General features: G+C 45.5%; 12 protein-coding genes. 4 read left to right on the top strand and 8 right to left on the bottom strand.

The window, feature by feature from the left end:
• Positions 1 to 22 precede the first annotated feature (22 nt).
• The 8 genes from R3D00_02640 to R3D00_02605 all read right to left on the bottom strand — a co-directional run bounded on the left by R3D00_02640 (position 23) and on the right by R3D00_02605 (position 10,913).
• Positions 23 to 2,080: a hypothetical protein gene (locus R3D00_02640; protein MEZ4772052.1), complete on the bottom strand. Its 2,058-nt coding sequence runs from the start codon at positions 2,078 to 2,080 to the stop codon at positions 23 to 25.
• The gene (locus R3D00_02635) at positions 2,081 to 2,680 is read right to left on the bottom strand and encodes a sugar transferase (GenBank protein ID MEZ4772051.1); all 600 of its coding nucleotides are present in this window, start codon (positions 2,678 to 2,680) and stop codon (positions 2,081 to 2,083) included.
• Between the two features lies 1 nt (position 2,681).
• The gene (locus R3D00_02630; GenBank protein MEZ4772050.1) at positions 2,682 to 3,380 is read right to left on the bottom strand and encodes a hypothetical protein; all 699 of its coding nucleotides are present in this window, start codon (positions 3,378 to 3,380) and stop codon (positions 2,682 to 2,684) included.
• Positions 3,381 to 3,416: 36 nt separating this feature from the next.
• The gene (locus R3D00_02625) at positions 3,417 to 4,139 is read right to left on the bottom strand and encodes a hypothetical protein (protein ID MEZ4772049.1); all 723 of its coding nucleotides are present in this window, start codon (positions 4,137 to 4,139) and stop codon (positions 3,417 to 3,419) included.
• A gap of 191 nt (positions 4,140 to 4,330) precedes the next feature.
• Entirely contained in the window at positions 4,331 to 4,891 is a 561-nt protein-coding gene (locus tag R3D00_02620; GenBank protein ID MEZ4772048.1) for a tetratricopeptide repeat protein, read from the bottom strand.
• 117 nt (positions 4,892 to 5,008) lie between these two features.
• Positions 5,009 to 7,609, bottom strand: coding sequence for a DNA gyrase/topoisomerase IV subunit A (locus tag R3D00_02615; GenBank protein MEZ4772047.1), 2,601 nt, complete (start codon positions 7,607 to 7,609; stop codon positions 5,009 to 5,011).
• Positions 7,610 to 7,720: 111 nt separating this feature from the next.
• Positions 7,721 to 9,232: a peptide MFS transporter gene (locus R3D00_02610; protein ID MEZ4772046.1), complete on the bottom strand. Its 1,512-nt coding sequence runs from the start codon at positions 9,230 to 9,232 to the stop codon at positions 7,721 to 7,723.
• Positions 9,233 to 9,236: 4 nt separating this feature from the next.
• Positions 9,237 to 10,913, bottom strand: a complete 1,677-nt coding sequence (locus R3D00_02605; GenBank protein ID MEZ4772045.1) for a peptide MFS transporter — start codon at positions 10,911 to 10,913, stop codon at positions 9,237 to 9,239.
• Positions 10,914 to 11,112: 199 nt separating this feature from the next.
• Between R3D00_02605 and R3D00_02600 the strand changes: the two genes are divergently transcribed.
• The 4 genes from R3D00_02600 (at position 11,113) to R3D00_02585 (ending at position 19,781) form a co-directional block, all read left to right on the top strand.
• Positions 11,113 to 11,802, top strand: a complete 690-nt coding sequence (locus R3D00_02600; GenBank protein ID MEZ4772044.1) for a hypothetical protein — start codon at positions 11,113 to 11,115, stop codon at positions 11,800 to 11,802.
• Between the two features lie 232 nt (positions 11,803 to 12,034).
• Positions 12,035 to 13,168 carry a PorV/PorQ family protein gene (locus R3D00_02595; GenBank protein MEZ4772043.1) on the top strand — a complete coding sequence of 378 codons (1,134 nt, stop codon included), beginning with the start codon at positions 12,035 to 12,037 and terminating at the stop codon, positions 13,166 to 13,168.
• A gap of 11 nt (positions 13,169 to 13,179) precedes the next feature.
• Positions 13,180 to 18,111 carry a C25 family cysteine peptidase gene (locus R3D00_02590; GenBank protein MEZ4772042.1) on the top strand — a complete coding sequence of 1,644 codons (4,932 nt, stop codon included), beginning with the start codon at positions 13,180 to 13,182 and terminating at the stop codon, positions 18,109 to 18,111.
• Between the two features lie 125 nt (positions 18,112 to 18,236).
• Positions 18,237 to 19,781 (top strand): glycine--tRNA ligase, encoded by a 1,545-nt coding sequence (locus R3D00_02585; GenBank protein MEZ4772041.1) that lies wholly within the window; start codon positions 18,237 to 18,239, stop codon positions 19,779 to 19,781.
• Positions 19,782 to 19,808: the final 27 nt, after the last annotated feature.

Here is a 19,808-nt window from a genome sequence, read left to right as displayed (position 1 = left end):
GGAGAGGCTGCCGTTACATTTATCAATCTTTCCACTTCCCACCACGTTCTACCGACACTTTTGCGTCTCGCATTTGCCTCAAATGACCTGATGACTCAATGATCAATACACCTTTTTTACGCACTATGATCTGGCTCACATCTTCCAAAAACAGAGAGCCATTTTCCCTGACTACCAGTTTTCCTCCTTTTTCAATTTCTATCTGTGAATTGGCCTGAAGGTGTAGTTCGCTGAAGTTTTCTACAATCAGGGTTGCGCCATCCATGATTTTCAATCCTTTGTTGGCTTCTACAGTAAAGATCGTCGGGTTGGCAAATGTTCCGGTTTGAGGATGTGGTGTTGTTCGATCGGGTGTACCACTCAGGTCGAGGTTCAACCTGGCACCGGGTTTCAGGGTTAGCCAGGGATTTTCACCAATTGTATTGCTTCCGGGAAGAAGAATATTGCCGCACCACCGCTGTGTGTTGCGCACTTCCCAGTCATTCATTTGTATGTTCAGTGTAAAATTACCTTCGGCATCCTGCTCCAGCACCTTGATACTAAGGCCATTCAGAATATAGGGATTCAGTTTATTCTCCTTTTTATCATAGATGGGATAGTTGAGTGTGGGAAAAATGCCTGAAAGGCCCGTCTCATCTCCTGCTTCCAATGCATCATTTTCGTCGCCGGTACTGCTGAGTGTATATACATTTTGCCCATCGATGACCTCTGTCCAAATATCCATTTGTTCGCGCCCACCTGTATCTGAGTTACCATGCGACATGCCGATCAGTATTTCTCCATCGCGATTGTAGTCGGCGCGGATAAACTGGAAGGGGTTTTGTCCGGCAATCGGGTTTGATGCAGTTTTTTCAACCAGTGGGCAAAGAAAATAGCCTGTATGCATACTGTCTCCGGTAGCTACGTAATCGTAATTCCCCTCACCATTGAGCATTTTGATGAGGTTGGCGTGTTTGTTACTAAACGGATTCAAAAGCGGCTGCTCACGGTCTGCCCCGGGAGAAGCAACTACATACATATAGAGCCCAGGTGCAGACTGCGGGTGTTTTTGAGCAGGATCTTTAAAAAATAGTTTTTCGTCCCAAAGATCTCGTTTCTGATGATTTTCGATCCAGAGATAGTCGCGGGTTCCGGGTAACTGAATGCGGATAGCATCCCGCTGGGTGATATAGTCATGAATGGTATAGGTTCCGTCGCTTACAATTTCCTGCGGCTCAAGCCAGCCCAGCCACCAGCTTTCCCAGGCATTGGCGGTAAAAAAAGGAGAATGCCATGCGGCCATTAACCCCCATCCTTTCTGTGTATAATATTTATCCCCATCGGCAGAATTGGCACCGAGGTAATGCGGACAACTGTAGAGATTGTGGGCAAATTCATGCTTAAAATATTCCCAATTGTGTTTATTGTCTGTATAGGATTTGATACCGGTATGTCCGTCGCGGATTTTATAGGGTGTACCGGGAATATCCATATTGCTGCTTGCACCCATACCAGTGCTTCCTTGCGCCCTGTGCATAAAGATAATATAGTCGATGATACTATCAGGGGAAGACTCGTGATTATCAACCAAATAGTTGGGGCGATTTGTACGGTGATCATAACGGCTCCAGTCGAAGTCGGGATAGTTTTTTGCGATCCAGTTGATCGCAGCTGTATTCATCTGGGACTGGCGGCTGAAGAAATTACCTCTTGCCTCGCTCACATAAGTAACCGGAACCTGAGCGGGAAAAATATCAGCAGTGATGCGGAACCTTCCACCCGACATAACATAAAAATAATCACTGATATTCTGTACCCTGTCCAGTCCCCGGATTGCATCAGGGTCGGAGTGAAACAGATCATTGGGGTCGCCGGTCGCGATTTTGGGCAAAACGCCTTCCGCCGTTGTATCCCGCCAGACCGGTGAGTCCGGAAATAAAGAAATATTGTCGTAACGAATAAAAACAACCAGCAAGTGAAGATCACCCTGGGGAGTGTGAACACCCCCTAAAAAAGAATGCTGGGTTTTGTCTGTCTGTGCTGAAAGGAATGTCAGTTTACAGATCGACAGTAAAAAAAATAAAATACAAATCCTTGTCATTCAATTTGTTCCATCAAATACACTGGAGCCCCCGGATGTTTCCCGGTAAATCTCCTTACTGCTAAATATACGCAAAACAGTAAGCCAGAGTATTTTCAGGTCGAGGAAATGAGACTGATTGTGTACATACCACACATCCAGACGGAAAATTTCTTTAAAACTAATGCGGTTTCGACCATTGATTTGCGCCCAGCCGGTGATACCGGGACGAACGCTATGCCGCAATTTTTCAGTTTGGTCATATAACTTCAGGTACTCCATCAGCAAAGGCCGTGGGCCCACCAGCGACATATCACCGATCAGGACATTGATCAGTTGTGGAAGTTCGTCAAGTGAAAGTTGACGCAGGTAACGCCCTACGGGCGTGAGGCGGTGGCGGATATCGCCATACTCTTCTTCCCCGGGAAGAATATCCCGCAATGTGCTGAATTTGATCAGCGTAAACGGTTTTTCGTTCAGGCCCGGCCTTTGTTGAAGAAAAAGAATTTTTTTTTGCGTGAAGGCCAGCAACAGTCCTATGATTGCCATAACCGGGCTCAGGAAAACCAATGCCGGAAGTGCCAGCGCTATGTCCCGGAGGCGGAAAGACAGCCTTCCCATACTACCTCATTTTTCCCATCCCCAGTGAAAGCCTGAAATACAAACCGCCAGGATTGACGTTGATAACCGTATCAGGTTCAAATTTTTTGAGGTTGAATCCGGAAGATTCTCCCGCATACAGGTATCCTAATTGCAGCCCAAGTTCAATTCTCGTGCCTTTCCCGTCTGCCATCAGGGAGATTTTGCGGAGGTTAAGCGAGACATCACCCAACCATCCGGATGTGCGAAAAGTTACAGGAAACTGCTGGTCATAGGGTTTGGATTTGAGATTGGTAAGCCCTCCGCCAATCCCAAACAGCGGGTAAATCAAAATCTCATTGTCTTTTCGGAATAAGACATAACCCGCATTTACCGTCGCATAATGGAAGCCCAATACAGCCAGTTGATTATCGAGGTTACTCTCTGCAATCATATAGTTGTAGGAATCCAGCCCCACGATCCACTTTCGTTTGAGCCGGGAAATGCCCAAACCTACAGCAAAATATGATTCAGGCAGAGCCATAAACTCTTTACTTTCGAGGACAGGATTGAGCGCATCCAGATTGATGAACGAGGAGCCAAACTGAATCCTGCCAAAAGTACCAGTTTTGAGAGGAACGGCATCTTTTTCGGCGATACTAAACCGCTGGGCCAGAAGCGAATTTACTGCCCCAAATGCCAGGAAAAACACAAAGATTTTAGCTAAATGGCTATATTTCATTAGAGCAGATGTTTAATAGTCTTTGGATTACCTTATCTATCTCAACACTTCATAACCAACGGAAGGCGTGCCGCTTTGGTTGGTTAAATAAAAGCTATATGCTTTTCCAGCCTGTAAATCCAGGTCAGAAATTGTCCCAATAATATTTCCGGAAAAATCATTTTTAAAATAAAAAGTCTTTTTTCCCGGCTGCGTCTCCAAAAAAGAGGAGTAGTTCAGAAAATTTAGCCGGGGGATTGCAACGGAGTCATCCGCCGACTGAAGGGAAACAGAGAGCACGGTGTAATTGAGGTTCATAAACCTGACAACAGCTTTTCCGGGTACCGGATCAGGGAGATTGTCAACAGTTTTTACTATCAGCGGTTTCCCAAAGCTATCGACGAGGCAGATCGTCGAATATACATCTGCGGCCAGTTTGAGGGTACGGGCAGGAACAACCGGTTTTTTAGTGCTGTTTTCCAGAAATTCGATTGTAATGCCACCCTTACCGTCGATGCTGTCGGGATCAGGCGTAGTAAGAAGAGAGGCGTAGCCGGAAGAAGGCCAGGCATGTTTAAATGATACCCCATCGGCAACTGTGCGAATTTCCTCAAAGGAAGTCAGTCGTATATCGACGGAGGGATAGCCCGAATATACATTCAGAAAATGCATAAAAGTTCTTTCCCGTTTGGGAATTGGCTTGAAAGTTTCCTCCTTACAGCCAACCATTAAAGCAAGCGATAGCAACAATAAACCGGAAACAAATTTGATGTGATTCATCAAAATCAAATTAACAGGTTAAGTGGTTTGTAAAAAATAAGCAGAGAGTCCCCAGCCTATTCTGGTCAAACTTTATGCCTGATTTATCCCATAACGTAAGGAAGCACTGAAAGTAGTATAAAACAAAAAGGCAATTTCTGTGAAATTGCCTGTAAAGAAAAATCTTTTATGTGTAAAACGCTTCATGCGGCTTATTCATCAGAAGCATTGACTTGTCCCAGAGAATCTGCTTTATGCTGAATACGATCCAGTAAATCACGGGCATCGACGCCGAGGTTTTCTATTTCAAACTTAGCGCTGGCGGCGAGTTCGTGATTGGGGTATTTGTCCAGAAAGTCAAGATACACCCCTCTTGCGCGGTCAATATCCTTTAAAGTATTGTGAAGCACATATCCTTTTTTAAACAGCGCGTCAGCGGCCCTGTCTGTATCGGGATATTCGCTGATAATCTTATCGAAGATGGACATGGATTTATTGATGTTCATCATATTTGTCTCGTACAGCTCTGCGGCTTTGTAGAGGTACTCAGCGGAGTTTTGATCCCCAGGATGATCTGTTGCGTACTTTTCATAAGCACCTGCAAGATCAGACATGACCTGTTTGATCTCGTCATGATTGCCATTGCTGGAGGAAGTAACCTCGCGAAATTTTGCTTCCAGCGCTTCAATACTATCTGCGGCGGGTTGTTTGGTACAGCCAACTGCAGCAAACAGCAGAATCGCCATTGTAAAACCTATAATTTTTTGAGTCATTCTATTCATATTTTACCATTTACCGGAAAAATATAATCCTAATTTACCGTTAAAATTGTTACCTGCCAACAGGTTTTTCCAAAGAGCCCGGATAATCTAAAAGACTGAGCTTATTTATCAAAACAATTTCCCCTGCTGATCTTTTAGCTCATCGTGACTCCATTCAATCTGATCGCCGGTTTTCAGATTTGCCGGAGGGGGCGTTTTCTCTTCTTCTTCCAACTCCAGCGGTGGTAATTCTTTAATGGAAGTTACCTTTCTTCTGTCCAGCCTGTTTCCTATGGCCCTCCAGCCTTTCACATCTATAAATTCTGCGAGATTAACTTCTACTTCCTCTTTTGCATTCCCTTTCAGTCCTGTCGTAACATATTTGATACGGGGCAACGGATCAGTAGAAACGAAAGCCATTTTTGAGCCGGAATCTTCACTGATAAATACAAATTTTTTATCGAGGGTAGTGGTTTCTATCTGGAACCTTTTGACAAAATATTCTTTCTGTTTCCCATCAAAATAAACAGCAGTAATGACTGTAGAAGGGTCAAATTTTTCCACTAACTGGGTTTTGTTGATATCATAGCGGTTGGTAAGTTCGAAGTTGGTCATCTCATATGAGCCATCTTTATGTATGACAAGTACCGAATCATCGGTATCAAACTCGCCCAGATATTCTCCTCTTGCATCCACATTCAGCCTCCCTACGGTTTCATCATACCATATTTTTCTTCCGCCGAGCGTGGCTGCACCAATTTCCTTTTGAGTGATTTTCCGAATAGGATATTTGGTCAGGACATTTCCCTGTGAGCTGCGCCCTTTGATCGCCAGTTCGCCAAAGTCAAAATCAAATATTTTGGTTTTGGCGCGGCAGGTAGGTGTAAGTTGTACCGTCACCACTTCCGCTTCACTGTTGGGGTGGGTTTCGAAGTAGAGCAGTTTAGAACCTTCGGCGCCATTGGTCACATCGTATTCCCGGTCCCGGGTGATTGCCGTAACCGCAAATCTTTTGACAAAATTTTTGCCCGAATCCGGATCCCGGTAAATGGCATGGTAGATTTTTCGTTCGTTGCCTTTCTGCCATACGTCGGCATGGATGATATTTTTTCCCACAAATGCCTTCTCCTGCACACGGGTAACCATAAATTTCCCGTCGGCACGGAAAACAATGATATCGTCTATATCTGAGCAATCGCAGATATATTCATCCTTTTTTAGTCCGTAACCGACAAATCCTTCTTTGCGGTTGATATACAGCTTTTCATTGGCTACGGCTACCTGGCGAACTTCAATATTGTCGAAGGTGAGGATTTCAGCAACACGTTCGCGGCCTTTGCCATACTTGGCCAGGAGTCCTTCAAAATAGTCGATCGCAAACTCTGTCAGATGGGCGAGGTGGTGTTCAACTTCCGCGATCTCCTGCTCAAGTTCGCGCATTAATTCATCCGCCTTGAAGGAATTAAACTTTGAAATACGCTTGATGCGAATCTCCGTGAGCTTGAGAATATCCTCTTCGGTAATTTCGCGATAGAAGCTCGGCTTGTAGGGTTCCAGGCCTTTATCGATCGTCTGAATCACCGCTTCCCAGGTTTCGCATTCTTCCATATCGCGGTAGATACGATTTTCGATGAATATTTTCTCCAGAGAAGAGAACAACAACCTTTCGCGGAGATCAGCCAGCCTGATTTCCAGTTCGCGGCGCAGAATATCGAGTGTATTGTCGGTCGAGAGGCGGAGGAGTTCTTCTACAGAGAGAAATACCGGCGTATCGTCGATGATGACACAGGCGTTGGGAGAGATAGAAATTTCACAGTCAGTAAAAGCGTAAAGGGCATCAATGGTTACATCAGGAGAAACACCAGGTGGAAGATCGATCTGAACTTCGACATGTTTAGCAGTATTATCCACCACCTTTTTGATCTTGATTTTACCCTTATCATTGGCTTTGACAATGGATTCGATCAGACTGGAAGTCGTAGTTCCATAAGGAATGTCCTTCACCAGGAGCGTTGATTTGTCCTGTACTTCGATGTGTGCACGGCAGCGGATTTTCCCCCCTCTTTTTCCACCATTGTATGCAGAAACATCAATCATGCCTCCGTTGGGGAAATCGGGAAACAGCTCAACCTTTTTGCCTTTGAGAAGCGCGATCGAAGCTTTGATGATCTCGATAAAATTGTGCGGAAGAATTTTTGTGGAAAGCCCGACAGCAATCCCCTCCACGCCCTGGGCCAAAATCAACGGAAACTTTACTGGCAGCGCCAGCGGTTCTTTTTTACGGCCATCGTATGAAGCCTGCCACTCGGTAATTTTAGGGTTAAAGGAGACGTCGAGGGCAAATTTGGAAAGTCGGGCCTCAATATAACGAGGTGCCGCAGCGCTATCTCCCGTGCGTACATCCCCCCAGTTTCCCTGGGTATCTATCAATAAGTCTTTTTGTCCCAGATTGACGAGGGCATCGCCGATAGCAGCATCTCCATGCGGGTGATATTGCATGGTCTGGCCGATGATATTTGCAACTTTGTGGAAACGACCGTCATCCATTTCCTTCATGGCATGAAGAATACGGCGCTGTACAGGTTTCAGCCCATCGAGAAGCAGCGGAACTGCCCGTTCCAGAATCACATAAGAAGCATAATCAAGGAAATAATCCTTGTACATCCCGGAAAGTGGCACTGTGTTATGCTCCTGTCCGTTGTACTGACCATTTTGAATTTCGTCGCCCATGCTAAGTTCTTAGTATAGCTAATTTTATTGGCAAATATAACAAAGAGTTGGGAAAACTCCTAACAAGAAGTTTTCCCTTTCCCATAGGTTTTTACGAACATATACACGCTATTATTTGACCTCCTGCATCAGTTTACGCACTACAGGGGAGATGGCGATAAGAATAACTCCGGCTATAACTGCATACATACCCAGTTGGCGGTAGCCTTCTGTATAGACAAGCAGTTTTTCATAATTGGAAGCGTTCTCAGATGCTTCGGCAATATTGGCGCCGAGCAATCCGGCAAAATACTGGCCGTACGCACTGGCAAGAAACCACATCCCCATCATGACGGCCTGCAGCTTTTCCGGAGCCAGCTTGGTCATAATAGACATCCCAATCGGGGAAAGGCTCAACTCACCAAAAGTAATAATCAGCCATCCCAGGGTAAAGACATTCAGAGAGGTAACGCCCTCCGGAGAGGAAAAAAAACGGGTATAGTAAAAAATATAAAATCCGCCGGCAAGAAACAAAAATGCCAGGCCAAACTTGACGACTGTATTGGGTTCGATATTCCGCTTACTCATCCATAGCCATACCATCCCTAAAAGGGCTGCAAAGATGATGACAAAAAGGGAGTTGGCGGAATTGTTGACGCCATTGGGGTCAAGATGTATACCCAGAACTTCACTGCTGAGGTTATTTGCAGCGAAAATACTCAGAGACCCTCCGCTTTGCTCGAAAAATGCCCAGAAGGCAATAGAAAAGAAAATAAACACAAAAGCGGCTATCAGCTTTTTATTTTCAGCTGCACTCAGTTTGAACATTTCATAAATCAGATACGCAATGGTCAGCGGGCCGATGGTATACATAAAATAATCTGTATACTCGGTACGTGAAACCATCGTCATAATTACCGGCAGCAAAGCAAGGGAGCCCAGATATGTCAGCCATTCATACAATTTACGACGGGAATCGGAAAGATCCTGTAGGGGTGAAAGGCCAATATCCCCCATTCTGCGTTGCGTAAAAAGAAAGGTCAGAAGGCTAATGAGCATGACAATTGCAGCAAAACTAAATGCCACATTCCAACGCAGATTTTCAGGGATGATTGCCCCAAATAGTTCGCCTTTTCCTACTGCAATGCAGAGATAACCTCCCAGTAAAGCGCCTGTGTTGATTCCGGCATAAAAAAGTGAAAATCCGGCATCTCTCCGCGGGTCTCCTTCTGCATATAGCTGCCCGACCATCGTGGAGATATTGGGTTTAAAAAAGCCCGTTCCAATGATGGTAAAGGTAATACCAAAAAAGAAAAACCTGCTGGGATCAAATGCCAGAACCAGACTACCGACAATCATCAGAATACCTCCCCAGAAGAGAGATTTACGGTATCCCAGAATTTTATCTGCAAACAAGCCGCCGATAAAAGTAAAGGCATAAACGAAAGCCTGAGTCGCTCCATACTGGAGATTTGCCCTGGTCTCGTCCATCATCAGTTGATCTACCATAAAAAAGATCAACATACCCCGCATACCGTAGAAGCAAAAACGCTCCCACATTTCAGAGAAAAAGAGATACCAAAGTTGGGGCGGATATTTCCCTTCAAACTTCTGAATATCCGCTCTGCTCACTGATTGTTCCATGTTTTTACTTTATGCCGTGCATCATACGTTTCAAAAATGGCGTAATAGCCAACAATACTATTGCCGCAACCCCGCACAATAATACAAATATCATAAAGAATTCATAGAGGCTGGTAATGGTAAAACCGGCAAACGAAGGGAATGCCGCTGGAAGGTTGGCCTCCGTATAAGCCTGCATTTGTTCAGGAGTAAGCGTAACTGCTCCCGTCAGATAGGCATTGAGGTCAACCCCCAATTTTTCTGCTTCGAGATATTTGTCCCCGGTAGGTGGCAGCAAAGCGCCCAGTGTACCCGCAAATGCATAAGCACAGGCATTGGAGATAAACCATACGCCAAAGAGCAGGGAAGAGAATCGTTTAGGGGACAATTTGGATACCAGCGAAAGGCCTATAGGTGAAAGACAAAGCTCTCCCCAGGTGTGAAGGAGGTACATGACCACAAGCCAGATGATGCCGATTTTCCCAGAAGTTCCCAATCCGTCTACTTTATTTGCGATTACAAGATATCCCAGCGCAATCAACGCAAGACCAATCGCCTGTTTTACCGGAGAGATCGGTTCTTTTCCCTTTTTTTGCAGCCACAACCACATATAGCTGAAAGGCATGGCAAAAGCTACCACAAACAGTCCGTTGAAAATCTGCACCATGGAAGGCGGCATATCCCAGCCGAAAAGGTTTCTGTCAGTCTGATAGTCAGCAATAAATGTCAGAGACGAACCCGCCTGTTCGAAAGCTGCCCAGAAGAATATCACAAAAAACGACACTATATAAATGACCAGAATCCGGTCTCGTTCTACTTTAGTAAGCGACTCATCTGTAAGAATAAGGCCGGCAAGGGAAATACCTGATGCATAGATAAAGGAGTAGATCAGGTTTTGGCCCAGACCAAATTGAAATAATATTACCAGCAGTACAAAAGCCACTGCTGCACCAATGATACTTTTATTCCCAAAAATTGCGCGGGTTGCTTCGCCATTTTCGTCGTGAGAATCAGTTGAGCGTTTAGGTTTTCCGCCAATCGCTTTTCCTTCGGGTGTAACAATATACTTGTCTTTGAAAAAGTAAAAAATCACAACGCCCAACAGCATCGCGATACAAGCTGCGAGATATCCCCATTTAAACGCCGTGAGATCGCGCACATCTCCGATCTTAACATCACCGACGATAGGACAAATAAACTGGCCAAGAATTGCGCCCAGGTTGATGCCCATATAGAAAATAGTAAATGCGCTATCAAGCATGCTCTTTTTTTCCTGAGGATATAGCGAACCTACCATTGAAGAAATATTGGGTTTGAAGAACCCATTTCCAATAATGATCAATCCCAGCGCAATCCAGGTGAGGAATGTAGCAAACTGCAGATCGCTGCTAAAAACCCAGGCACTCCAAAACAAGAACCCCTGCCCGAGGGCCATGATAAGTCCGCCCAGCATAATACAGAGGCGATTACCCAGAAAATTATCAGAAATATAACCGCCAAAAAGTGGGGTGAGGTAACACAGTCCCAGAAAACCTCCATAGATGATCGAAGCCTCAGATTCTTTCATCATCAGAGAGTTCACCAGAAAAAGCGAGAGCAGTGCCCTCATGCCATAAAAATTAAAACGCTCCCACATCTCCGTGCCAAAAAGTACCCATAGTCCTTTGGGGTGAGAGCTCTCCATAGTAGTTGCCTGACTCATAAATTTTTGGGGTTAATAGGTAAGATATTTTTGTAGTTAGGATAGATTTAGCCGCATTTTGACGACAGTAATGGGGTGAATATAGGAAAACAAATATATAAATTCATACACCGGCTGTTAAAGGCCGGGAGGAATCTGGAAAAATCTACAGATTTTTTGTTTATTTGCTGCCGGAGGACTTCTCTGCTAACTACGGCCAATGAATTTTATTTCGCATTTTTACCTTGACCGAAAAGTCAATGACAGCTTGTTCTTTGCCGGTGTTTCTACGCCTGACCTCGTGTCAGTATTTGACCGGAATATCAGGTTGAAAAAATCGCGAATGCCCCTGATCATGGAAAATGAGGCCTCCCAGGGAGAAATCAGCTTCTACAACGGGGTCATGCGTCACTTTGAGGCTGACCGCATTTTCCATTCATCTGCTTTTTTTACTGAAGAAACCCATTACATCGCGCGGCTCATCGAAAGTACGTTTGATGAAACGGAATACGACCGTACATTTTTTGTTGCGCATATCCTCTTTGAGTTGCTTCTCGATAAGATTCTCATTCAACATGATAAAACCCTTGTGCCGGAGTTTTACCATCACCTCGAAACCTATCCGGTGAAAGAGCTTGTCAGACTTACAGAGTGGGTAACTCATACGCCTATGCCTTCTTATGACGGGTTTCTGAAAAAATTCATGAGCAAAAAATACCTGAGCAACTATGTCGACCCGGCACATGTATGCTATATTTTGCGGCGGATCGTACAGGGGGTGGGTATTGTGCAAGTGGCATATCTTCAGTCACCAAAGTTTCTCACCATGATCCGGGAATACGAAGAAGAATTGTCGGGCAGATGTTACGCTGGTTTTGAGTATCTCAACCAGGAACTCCTCAAAGTTTAAAAAGATTATTCCTGCAAAATCATTACTTTTACGGGCTGATTAATATACCATTCGCCCGAACCTTTCGTTTATGCCATTAGCCGGCAAACCAAATAAACTGCGAATGAACCCGTGGTTTTTTTGTCTTATGATGTTAATGGTGATCTTTTTTGGTATTTGAATTTCAAAACTTTGCCGATAACTTCGATTTTCGGCGTCAACCCTTTTCCGGGACGGCTAATCACATGAGAGAATGTTTCTGAGAAACCTCTGTAGTTTACTTGCTTGCTTGTTTATCCTATCTTCAACCTTTGGCCAGGAATCAGATCCTGCAGCATCTGGAAAACAGACGCTGGCACCCAAATACAGCAATGAATTTCTAAAAATAGGCATTGGAGCCCGCGCTTTTGGCATGGGCAACGCCCAGATTGCCATTGCAGAAGATGTCACTGCCGGGTACTGGAATCCGGCGGGCCTTGCTTCGGCTTCCTCCCCGCTTTACCCGGAAGTATCGCTTATGCACGCTTCCTATTTCGCGAATATTGCTACCTACAACTACGCAGGATTTACCCTGCCGGTAGATTCCGCAGGTACGCGCAGGTTTGGGGTTACGCTGATACGGCTGGGTATTGACGATATTCCCAATACTCTCAAACTGGTCGAACCCGACGGCTCGATCAATTATGACAAAGTGCAGAGCTTTTCCAATACGGATTTTGCCGCACTCTTTTCCTACGCATGGTCGATCCCGGGTATTAAGGGTCTCAGCCTCGGCACCAATGTGAAAATCATATACCGCAGTGTAGGGCGCTTTGCCAATGCCTGGGGATTTGGTCTTGACGTGGCAGCCCGGTATCAGGTCAAAAACTTTAGTGCCGGTTTAATGGTTACAGATATCACCAATACGTTTAACGCGTGGACTTTTAACACGGAAACTTTTGAGGATGACTTTATAAAAACCGGAAACGTCGTGCCGCTCAACTCCATAGAACTCACCCGCCCGTCTGTCAGACTCGGACTGGCCTATGACCTGAAACTTGCACGTAAGCTAAGTATGCTTGTCGCGGTAGATAATGACGTGTATTTTGACGGGAACCGCAGCAGTTCGCTGCTCAGTGGCAGCGGGATAAGCATTGACCCGCGCGCAGGTATTGAGCTGGCTTACCTCAACAGCCAGTACCGCAAAGTGGCTTTTCTCCGGGGAGGGTTTTATAACCTTCAGAACATTAAAGATCAAAACGGCGAAAATGCTGTGGGCCTTTTCCCAACCGCAGGAATCGGTGTCGTATTAAAAAACTTTCAAATTGACTATGCGCTTGCCAATATTGGCAACCTGTCCGAAAATTTGCACACACATATTGTCTCACTGAAGTTTCATATTCAGTAATCTGACCGAAAATGAAAAAGCGCTTTCTCATATATATTATCCTGCTCCTGAGCTTTTCTGCTGCAAAGGCACAATTTTTTGACTACGGAAACACATGGTATAAATCCAACCCCAACCGCACTTTCATACGGCTGGTAGTAGAAAAGGAGGGCATTTACAGAGCTACTGTTTCTGATCTTGCTGCCGCAGGTTTTGATCTGTCGTCGGTCAACCCCGACAACCTGAAACTTTATTACCGGGGAAAGGAAGTGTCTTTGTTTGTCAAAAAATCTGGCGGACAACTTCTCTATGTGGAGTTTTTCGGAGAAAGAAACAACGGGCAGATCGATTCGATCATGTACAGAAATCCCACTTCAGGTATTCATGAACCCGATCTTCAGCCCAATAAGCGAATCAGTCTTTTTTCGGATGAATCCGTATATTTTCTCACCTGGGACAATACTCCTTCCGGCAATCGCTATTTTAATATATTTGACCCTACCTATTCCCTACTCACCCCCGAATCCTCTTTCAAATACACGGCATGGAAAGAATATACCGCAGGTGTCAGCGGATATGAATATGTAAGGGGAGGCGGCGGCCCGTATGACTCATTTTATACCCTCAACTCCGACTATGTAACCGGCGAGGGATATGTAGGGCCGGGATTTGCCTATGGAGATCCCTATACCGAAAAAATCCAGACGCCTTTTGCTGCCAATACCGGAAATCCTGTAAAAGTGCTCACCCGTGTTTTTGGGCGATCGAATACACAGCACCAGCTTCGTATAGAAATGAACGGCAATACCACTACACCGGTATTGGACACAGCCATTAATATCAGTTCTATCTATATCAAAACCTATGAGCGGGACTACACGCCATCCGGACAGCTGACGACCATTACCGACCTCACCTTCCACGCCAACCGCGCCAATACCGACAACAACAATATCTGTTATTCTGCCATCACCTATGACCGGTTGCCCAATATGAACGGAGATTCTACTTTAAGAATCACTGACTGGAATAAATCAACCAAAGCCTATATCAAACTGGAAAATCTGGCTGGAATGGATACTGTATTCGCCTATGACCTGGAAAACAGAATCCGCCACAAAGGCCTGATCACAAATGGCGCCGGAGGAAAAACAGCCAGTATCATCCTGCTTGGTTTTCCCAATTCCCGCGACGTTTTTATTGCGACAGATGCGGGCATAAGAAAACCGCGCATTGAGGCTTCCAATTTAAAAAAACTGTTTGACCCGACACAGGGAGCAGAACATATTATCATTACTCACCGGGAACTTGCACCTTCGGCAATTGCCTACGCCAATTACCGCGACACGGCTACCGTCAATCCGGTTTCAGTCAGGATCGTTTATACAGATGAAATCTACGACGAATACGGGTTTGGCACGATTACCCCATGGGCCATCAAGCGGTTTTGTAAGGATGCACTTGATCACTGGAATGTAAAACCCCGGTATTTTCTCCTGTGGGGAAAGGGCAAATTTATCACCCGTGGTCACGAAGATGAGCATATTGTCCCAACCTACGGTTATCCCGCCACAGACTATGAGTTTATCAGTCACTTTGACCAGCAGTCGGTTACCATTCGCCCGGAGGCATCCATCGGAAGGTTAAACATATTTACGAATGCAGAAGGATTAGAGTACCTCGATAAAGTCAACGAGTATGAACATACGCCATGGGAACCATGGATGAAAGAAGGCACTTTCCTTGGCGGCGGGGGAACGCTGGGAGAGCAAAATTCTATCAGCTCTGCCTTTGATTATATGATCGACATATTCTCTCATATTCCATTGGGCGGGAAAGCCCATTATTTTCAGAAAAATAGTTCTTCGATTACGATAGACCCCACGACGGCTTCCTATCACGACGAAATATCGGCAGGAGTTTCTATTATCCACTTTTTTGGCCATTCCACCCAGAATATCCAGGATGTGTCTGTAAGGGAACCTTTTGAGTACAACAATTTTGGGAAATATCCACTGATGATTGCCATGGGCTGTTTTGGCGGGGACTTTACCGTAGATGAAGAAAGTTTTGGAGAACGATGGGTAAAGGAGCCTCATCGCGGCGCTATCGCCTATATTGGTAATTCCAGTGCTGGTTATCTCAATCCGCTTCGCGACTACGGGAGGGTTTTTTACAAATACTATAGCGACAAAATGTTGGGACAGGCAATCGGAGATATTATCCGTACGGGTTTTACCGTTTATTCGGACTCTCTCATCGGCGTACAATACCGCAACCACGGGCGCCAGATGAATCTCCAGGGTGATCCTGCAATCAGAATGGCGCATCCGGTGAAACCCGACCTGGAAATCAATCAATCCAGTATCTATTTTACGCCTGACAATTTCACCGCACAGGATGATTCATTCAGAATCAATATCATCACCAGCAACTATGGACTCGCGACGGATGATAGTTTTCGGGTAACCGTAACCCAAAGATTACCTGATGGAAAAGACTTCCTCCACCCTGCGCATGACTATGAAGTTGTGAGGTACAGGGATACTCTTTCCTTTACCCTCAACAATCCCGTAGGCAACCAGATGACGGGACAAAACTTATTTCAGGTATTTGTCGATTCCCGTGATTCGATCGATGAGTATTTTGAAACCAACAACCGCGTCAATATCAACCGGATTGTGCCCGGAAATATACCTGCGATTCTCTACCCTACAGAATATGCAGTCGTGGGGGAAAGTCAGATCTCTTTGCAGGCGTCAGCATTTTTTATGACGAAAGATCAGAGTGTGGGGTATTTTTTCGAAATCGATACCTCTGCTTTATTTAATTCCCCTGCAAAAGTAAATTCAGGGGTGATCAACGGAACCTCCACTTTTGTCGAATGGCCACTGCCCTTCTCGCTTACCGACAGCACCGTATATTTCTGGCGGGTACGACTCACCAATGTAAGCCCCGTAACCTGGAGTAATGCTTCCTTCAAATACATCAACAACCGCACAGGCTGGGCTCAGGCAAGACTGGAGCAGTTTACCAAGGACGAAACCGATAAAGTCGTGCTTGACCAGATCCAGAAAGAATGGCGATTTGCAAATTTTGGGGTTGAGTATGAATTTATCACCCGAAAAAATGGAGGATTTGCATACAGCCGCAACGGTAACCTCGTGGCAGACGTGATATTAAATGGATTTTCGGGCGATGGTGTAGCATTCGTCGTACTGGATCAGCTTTCACTTACCCCCATTTTTTCAAACCAATATTACGGCAACTTCGGCTCAGCCATTGCCCCCAACGAAATGCACCTGCTGAGAAATGCAATTCTCAATACCAAACAGGGCGATTATTTTATCGTAGGCAGCAATCTCAATCCCCATATACCCCAATGGTCTGAGGATGTATTCCTCGCACTCAAAGAAATCGGAGCCTCGGATAATATACGTCTGCTGAAAGATGGAGATGCTTTTATGATCATGGGCAGAAAAGGATATCCAAACTCCGCTACAGAAATTTTTGCGCCCAACTCCGGAGATAAGTACCTGATCAACAATGTTTTTCTGGCCAACTATCAGCAAGGGGATATCATATCCACGCGGATCGGCCCGGCAAGTGCATGGCAGGAAGTTTTCTGGAAATGGTATTCCATAGACCCGATCGTTCAGGAGAAAACTGAAATCTCTGTCCGGGGAGAGCGATTTGACGGAACAGACACCTTATTCTACGAAAATATCAGTGCCAACACGCTGAATATTTCCGACATAGATGCAAAAGAGTTTCAGTTTTTGAGACTCTCCGCCCATCTTCAGGATACTGCACGCGCCACCGCTCCACAGCTTGACAACTGGCACGTACTATTTGTCCCGACGCCTGATGTGGTAGTAGATCCCGTTACAAACTTTGAGTTCAGATCAGATACCGTCGTGGAAGGACAGGATGTGTTTATCCATATGGGGGCGAAAAATATTTCCAACTACAATATGGACAGCCTGAAGGTGAAGATATTTGTGGACAGAAACGACCGCACCCGTCTGTTGCTTGACAGTATGCGGATTGCACCGGTTCTGGCAAATGGCCCTACAGTTGAGTTTGAATATCAGTTTAACACTTTCGGGATGGAACTGGAGGGAAATGTAAATCTGATTGTAGAGTTAAACCCGGACGGAGATCAGCCCGAACAACATTTGTTTAACAATGTCTATGTACAGGGATTTTATGTGCTGGTGGACAGGATCAACCCGATTTTGGACGTGACGGTTGACGGCAAACATATTATTGACGGAGACATTATATCGCCAAGGCCGGAAATACTGATCGAAGTAAACGACGAAAACCGTTTCCAGGCGGTGTCTGACTCCAACGCATTTGAGCTGTACTTCAAGAAAGGGATCACCCCATCGACCGATTTTGAGCGGATATTTATCAGTACAGATCCCCGGATCACCTGGCAGGCAGGGCAGTTGCCCGAAAACAAGGCGCGGTTATATTTTTATCCGGGCAAAGAAACTCCGTTGGAGGATGGCGACTATTCTTTGAAAGTCCAGGGCAGAGACCAGCGGGGAAATGCCTCCGGCAAAGGCGAAAGTTTCTACGAAATCCGCTTCAAGGTTGAGTCCAAAAGCACCATTACGCATGTGCTGAATTACCCCAATCCATTCTCTTCGAATACCCGTTTTGTCTATACACTTACCGGTATGGAAATCCCCGATCTGTTTCAGATCCATATCTATACGATCAGTGGAAAACTGGTAAAAGTAATAGACCTGCTGGCATTGGGCGATGTACATATTGGCCGGAATATCACCAACTATTCATGGGATGGGACGGATGAATATGGAGACAGACTCGCCAACGGCGTGTATCTGTATCGGGTGGTAACCCGCATGCCGACACAGACGCTGGAATTACAAGACCAGAGTACCGGCCAGTACTTCAATAATGGCTTCGGGAAAATGGTCATTATGCGGTAAAAGAAGAGTTTTTTATATGAATTGCATAAGGGGCTGCAAATTTGTAGCCCCTTTTTTGTAGAAATCCTTAACTTGCGCCCCGAAAAAAGTGGTCAGTTTTTTCAGTTGTCAGTAAACAGTAAGCAATGAATTACGACGAAATATTTCCAAAAATCATTTCCCATGCCAAGGAGTATGGTTTTATTTTTCCTTCCAGTGAGATATATGACGGTCTGGGTGCCGTATATGATTATGGGCAGAATGGTGTGGAGCTAAAGCTGAATATCAAAACAGCCTGGTGGAAGGCGATGATTCAGATGCATGAAAATATTGTCGGACTCGATTCGGCGATTCTTATGCATCCGACGGTTTGGAAAGCATCCGGTCACGTGGACGCATTCAGCGATCCGCTGATCGACAATAAGGACTCAAAAAAACGCTACCGCGCCGACGTACTGATCGAAGAGCAAATCCAGAAATACGACGATAAGGCGTTAAAAGACACGCAAAAACGTGCAGAAAAAGAAGGCTGGGCAGCCGGTGGGCCAGAGTTTAATGATTATCTTCAGAAAAACCGCAATGCGCAGAAGGCGCAGGAAATCCAGGCACGTCTGGAAGCAGCCTTAAACTCTGACGACCTCAACAACCTTCGGGATATCATTGTTGATTATGAAATCGCATGCCCGGAGTCAGGTTCCAAAAACTGGTCAGAAGTGCGGCAGTTTAACCTGATGTTTAAGACACAGCTGGGAGCTACCGCAGAAACAGCGATGGATCTTTATTTCCGTCCTGAAACGGCGCAAGGTACCTATGTCAACTTCCTGAATGTACAGAAATCTTCCCGGATGAAACTTCCTTTCGGGATTGCCCAGATCGGGAAGGCATTTCGCAACGAGATTGTAGCGCGGCAGTTTATCTTCCGTATGCGTGAGTTTGAGCAAATGGAAATGCAGTTTTTCATCAAACCCGGCACACAAAAAGAGTGGTTTGAATACTGGAAAGAAAAACGTTCACGCTGGCACAAGGCTTTGGGCCTGAATACCGACCGCCTGCGGTTTCACGTTCACGAAAAACTCGCTCACTATGCCGATGCAGCAGAGGATATCCAGTTCCGTTTTCCATTTGGTATCAAGGAGCTGGAAGGTATTCACTCAAGGACAGATTTTGACCTGGGACAGCATCAGGAATTTTCAGGTAAAAAGCTCCAGTACTTTGACCCTGAAACCAACGAGTCTTTTGTCCCTTATGTAGTTGAAACCGCCGTGGGGCTTGACCGGACATTCCTGGCACATCTCAGCAACGCTTATGATGAGGAAGAAGTGCCGAGCGCGCAGGGCACGATGGAAGTCAGGAAAGTGCTTCGTTTTCACCCATTGCTTGCGCCTTATAAAGCAGCCGTGTTCCCATTGGTAAGAAAAGACGGGCTTCCGGAAATTGCGAGAGAGATCATCGGCGGACTCAAATATGACTACAATGTCATGTACGACGAAAAAGACGCCATTGGAAAAAGGTACCGGAGACACGACGCGATTGGCACGCCATTCTGCATCACGGTTGATTACGAGACCAAAGAAGACAACTCCGTTACGATCCGCGAAAGAGACAGTATGAACCAGGTTCGTATTCCGATTGCGGAAGTACAGAGCTATATAAAAAAGCACCTGGACTGGCGCCAGGTGCTGGAAGATTAAATCAAGCTTATTTTATAAAATGCCTGC

It is taken from the genome of Bacteroidia bacterium, from assembly GCA_041391665.1.
Lineage (GTDB): Bacteria > Bacteroidota > Bacteroidia > J057 > J057 > JAGQVA01.
Note: the sequence above shows the minus strand (reverse complement) of the source record. Positions and strands in the feature narration are given on the sequence as shown.

Excerpts from the sequence above, each read along its gene's own strand:
- R3D00_02590 (MEZ4772042.1), top strand. The coding sequence starts at position 13,180 with ATGAAAAAGCGCTTTCTCATATATATTATCCTGCTCCTGAGCTTTTCT.
- R3D00_02595 (MEZ4772043.1), top strand. The coding sequence starts at position 12,035 with ATGTTTCTGAGAAACCTCTGTAGTTTACTTGCTTGCTTGTTTATCCTA.
- R3D00_02640 (MEZ4772052.1), bottom strand. The coding sequence starts at position 2,080 with ATGACAAGGATTTGTATTTTATTTTTTTTACTGTCGATCTGTAAACTG.
- R3D00_02600 (MEZ4772044.1), top strand. The coding sequence starts at position 11,113 with ATGAATTTTATTTCGCATTTTTACCTTGACCGAAAAGTCAATGACAGC.
- R3D00_02635 (MEZ4772051.1), bottom strand. The coding sequence starts at position 2,680 with ATGGGAAGGCTGTCTTTCCGCCTCCGGGACATAGCGCTGGCACTTCCG.
- R3D00_02610 (MEZ4772046.1), bottom strand. The coding sequence starts at position 9,232 with ATGGAACAATCAGTGAGCAGAGCGGATATTCAGAAGTTTGAAGGGAAA.
- R3D00_02625 (MEZ4772049.1), bottom strand. The coding sequence starts at position 4,139 with ATGAATCACATCAAATTTGTTTCCGGTTTATTGTTGCTATCGCTTGCT.
- R3D00_02620 (MEZ4772048.1), bottom strand. The coding sequence starts at position 4,891 with ATGACTCAAAAAATTATAGGTTTTACAATGGCGATTCTGCTGTTTGCT.
- R3D00_02585 (MEZ4772041.1), top strand. The coding sequence starts at position 18,237 with ATGAATTACGACGAAATATTTCCAAAAATCATTTCCCATGCCAAGGAG.
- R3D00_02605 (MEZ4772045.1), bottom strand. The coding sequence starts at position 10,913 with ATGAGTCAGGCAACTACTATGGAGAGCTCTCACCCCAAAGGACTATGG.
- R3D00_02630 (MEZ4772050.1), bottom strand. The coding sequence starts at position 3,380 with ATGAAATATAGCCATTTAGCTAAAATCTTTGTGTTTTTCCTGGCATTT.
- R3D00_02615 (MEZ4772047.1), bottom strand. The coding sequence starts at position 7,609 with ATGGGCGACGAAATTCAAAATGGTCAGTACAACGGACAGGAGCATAAC.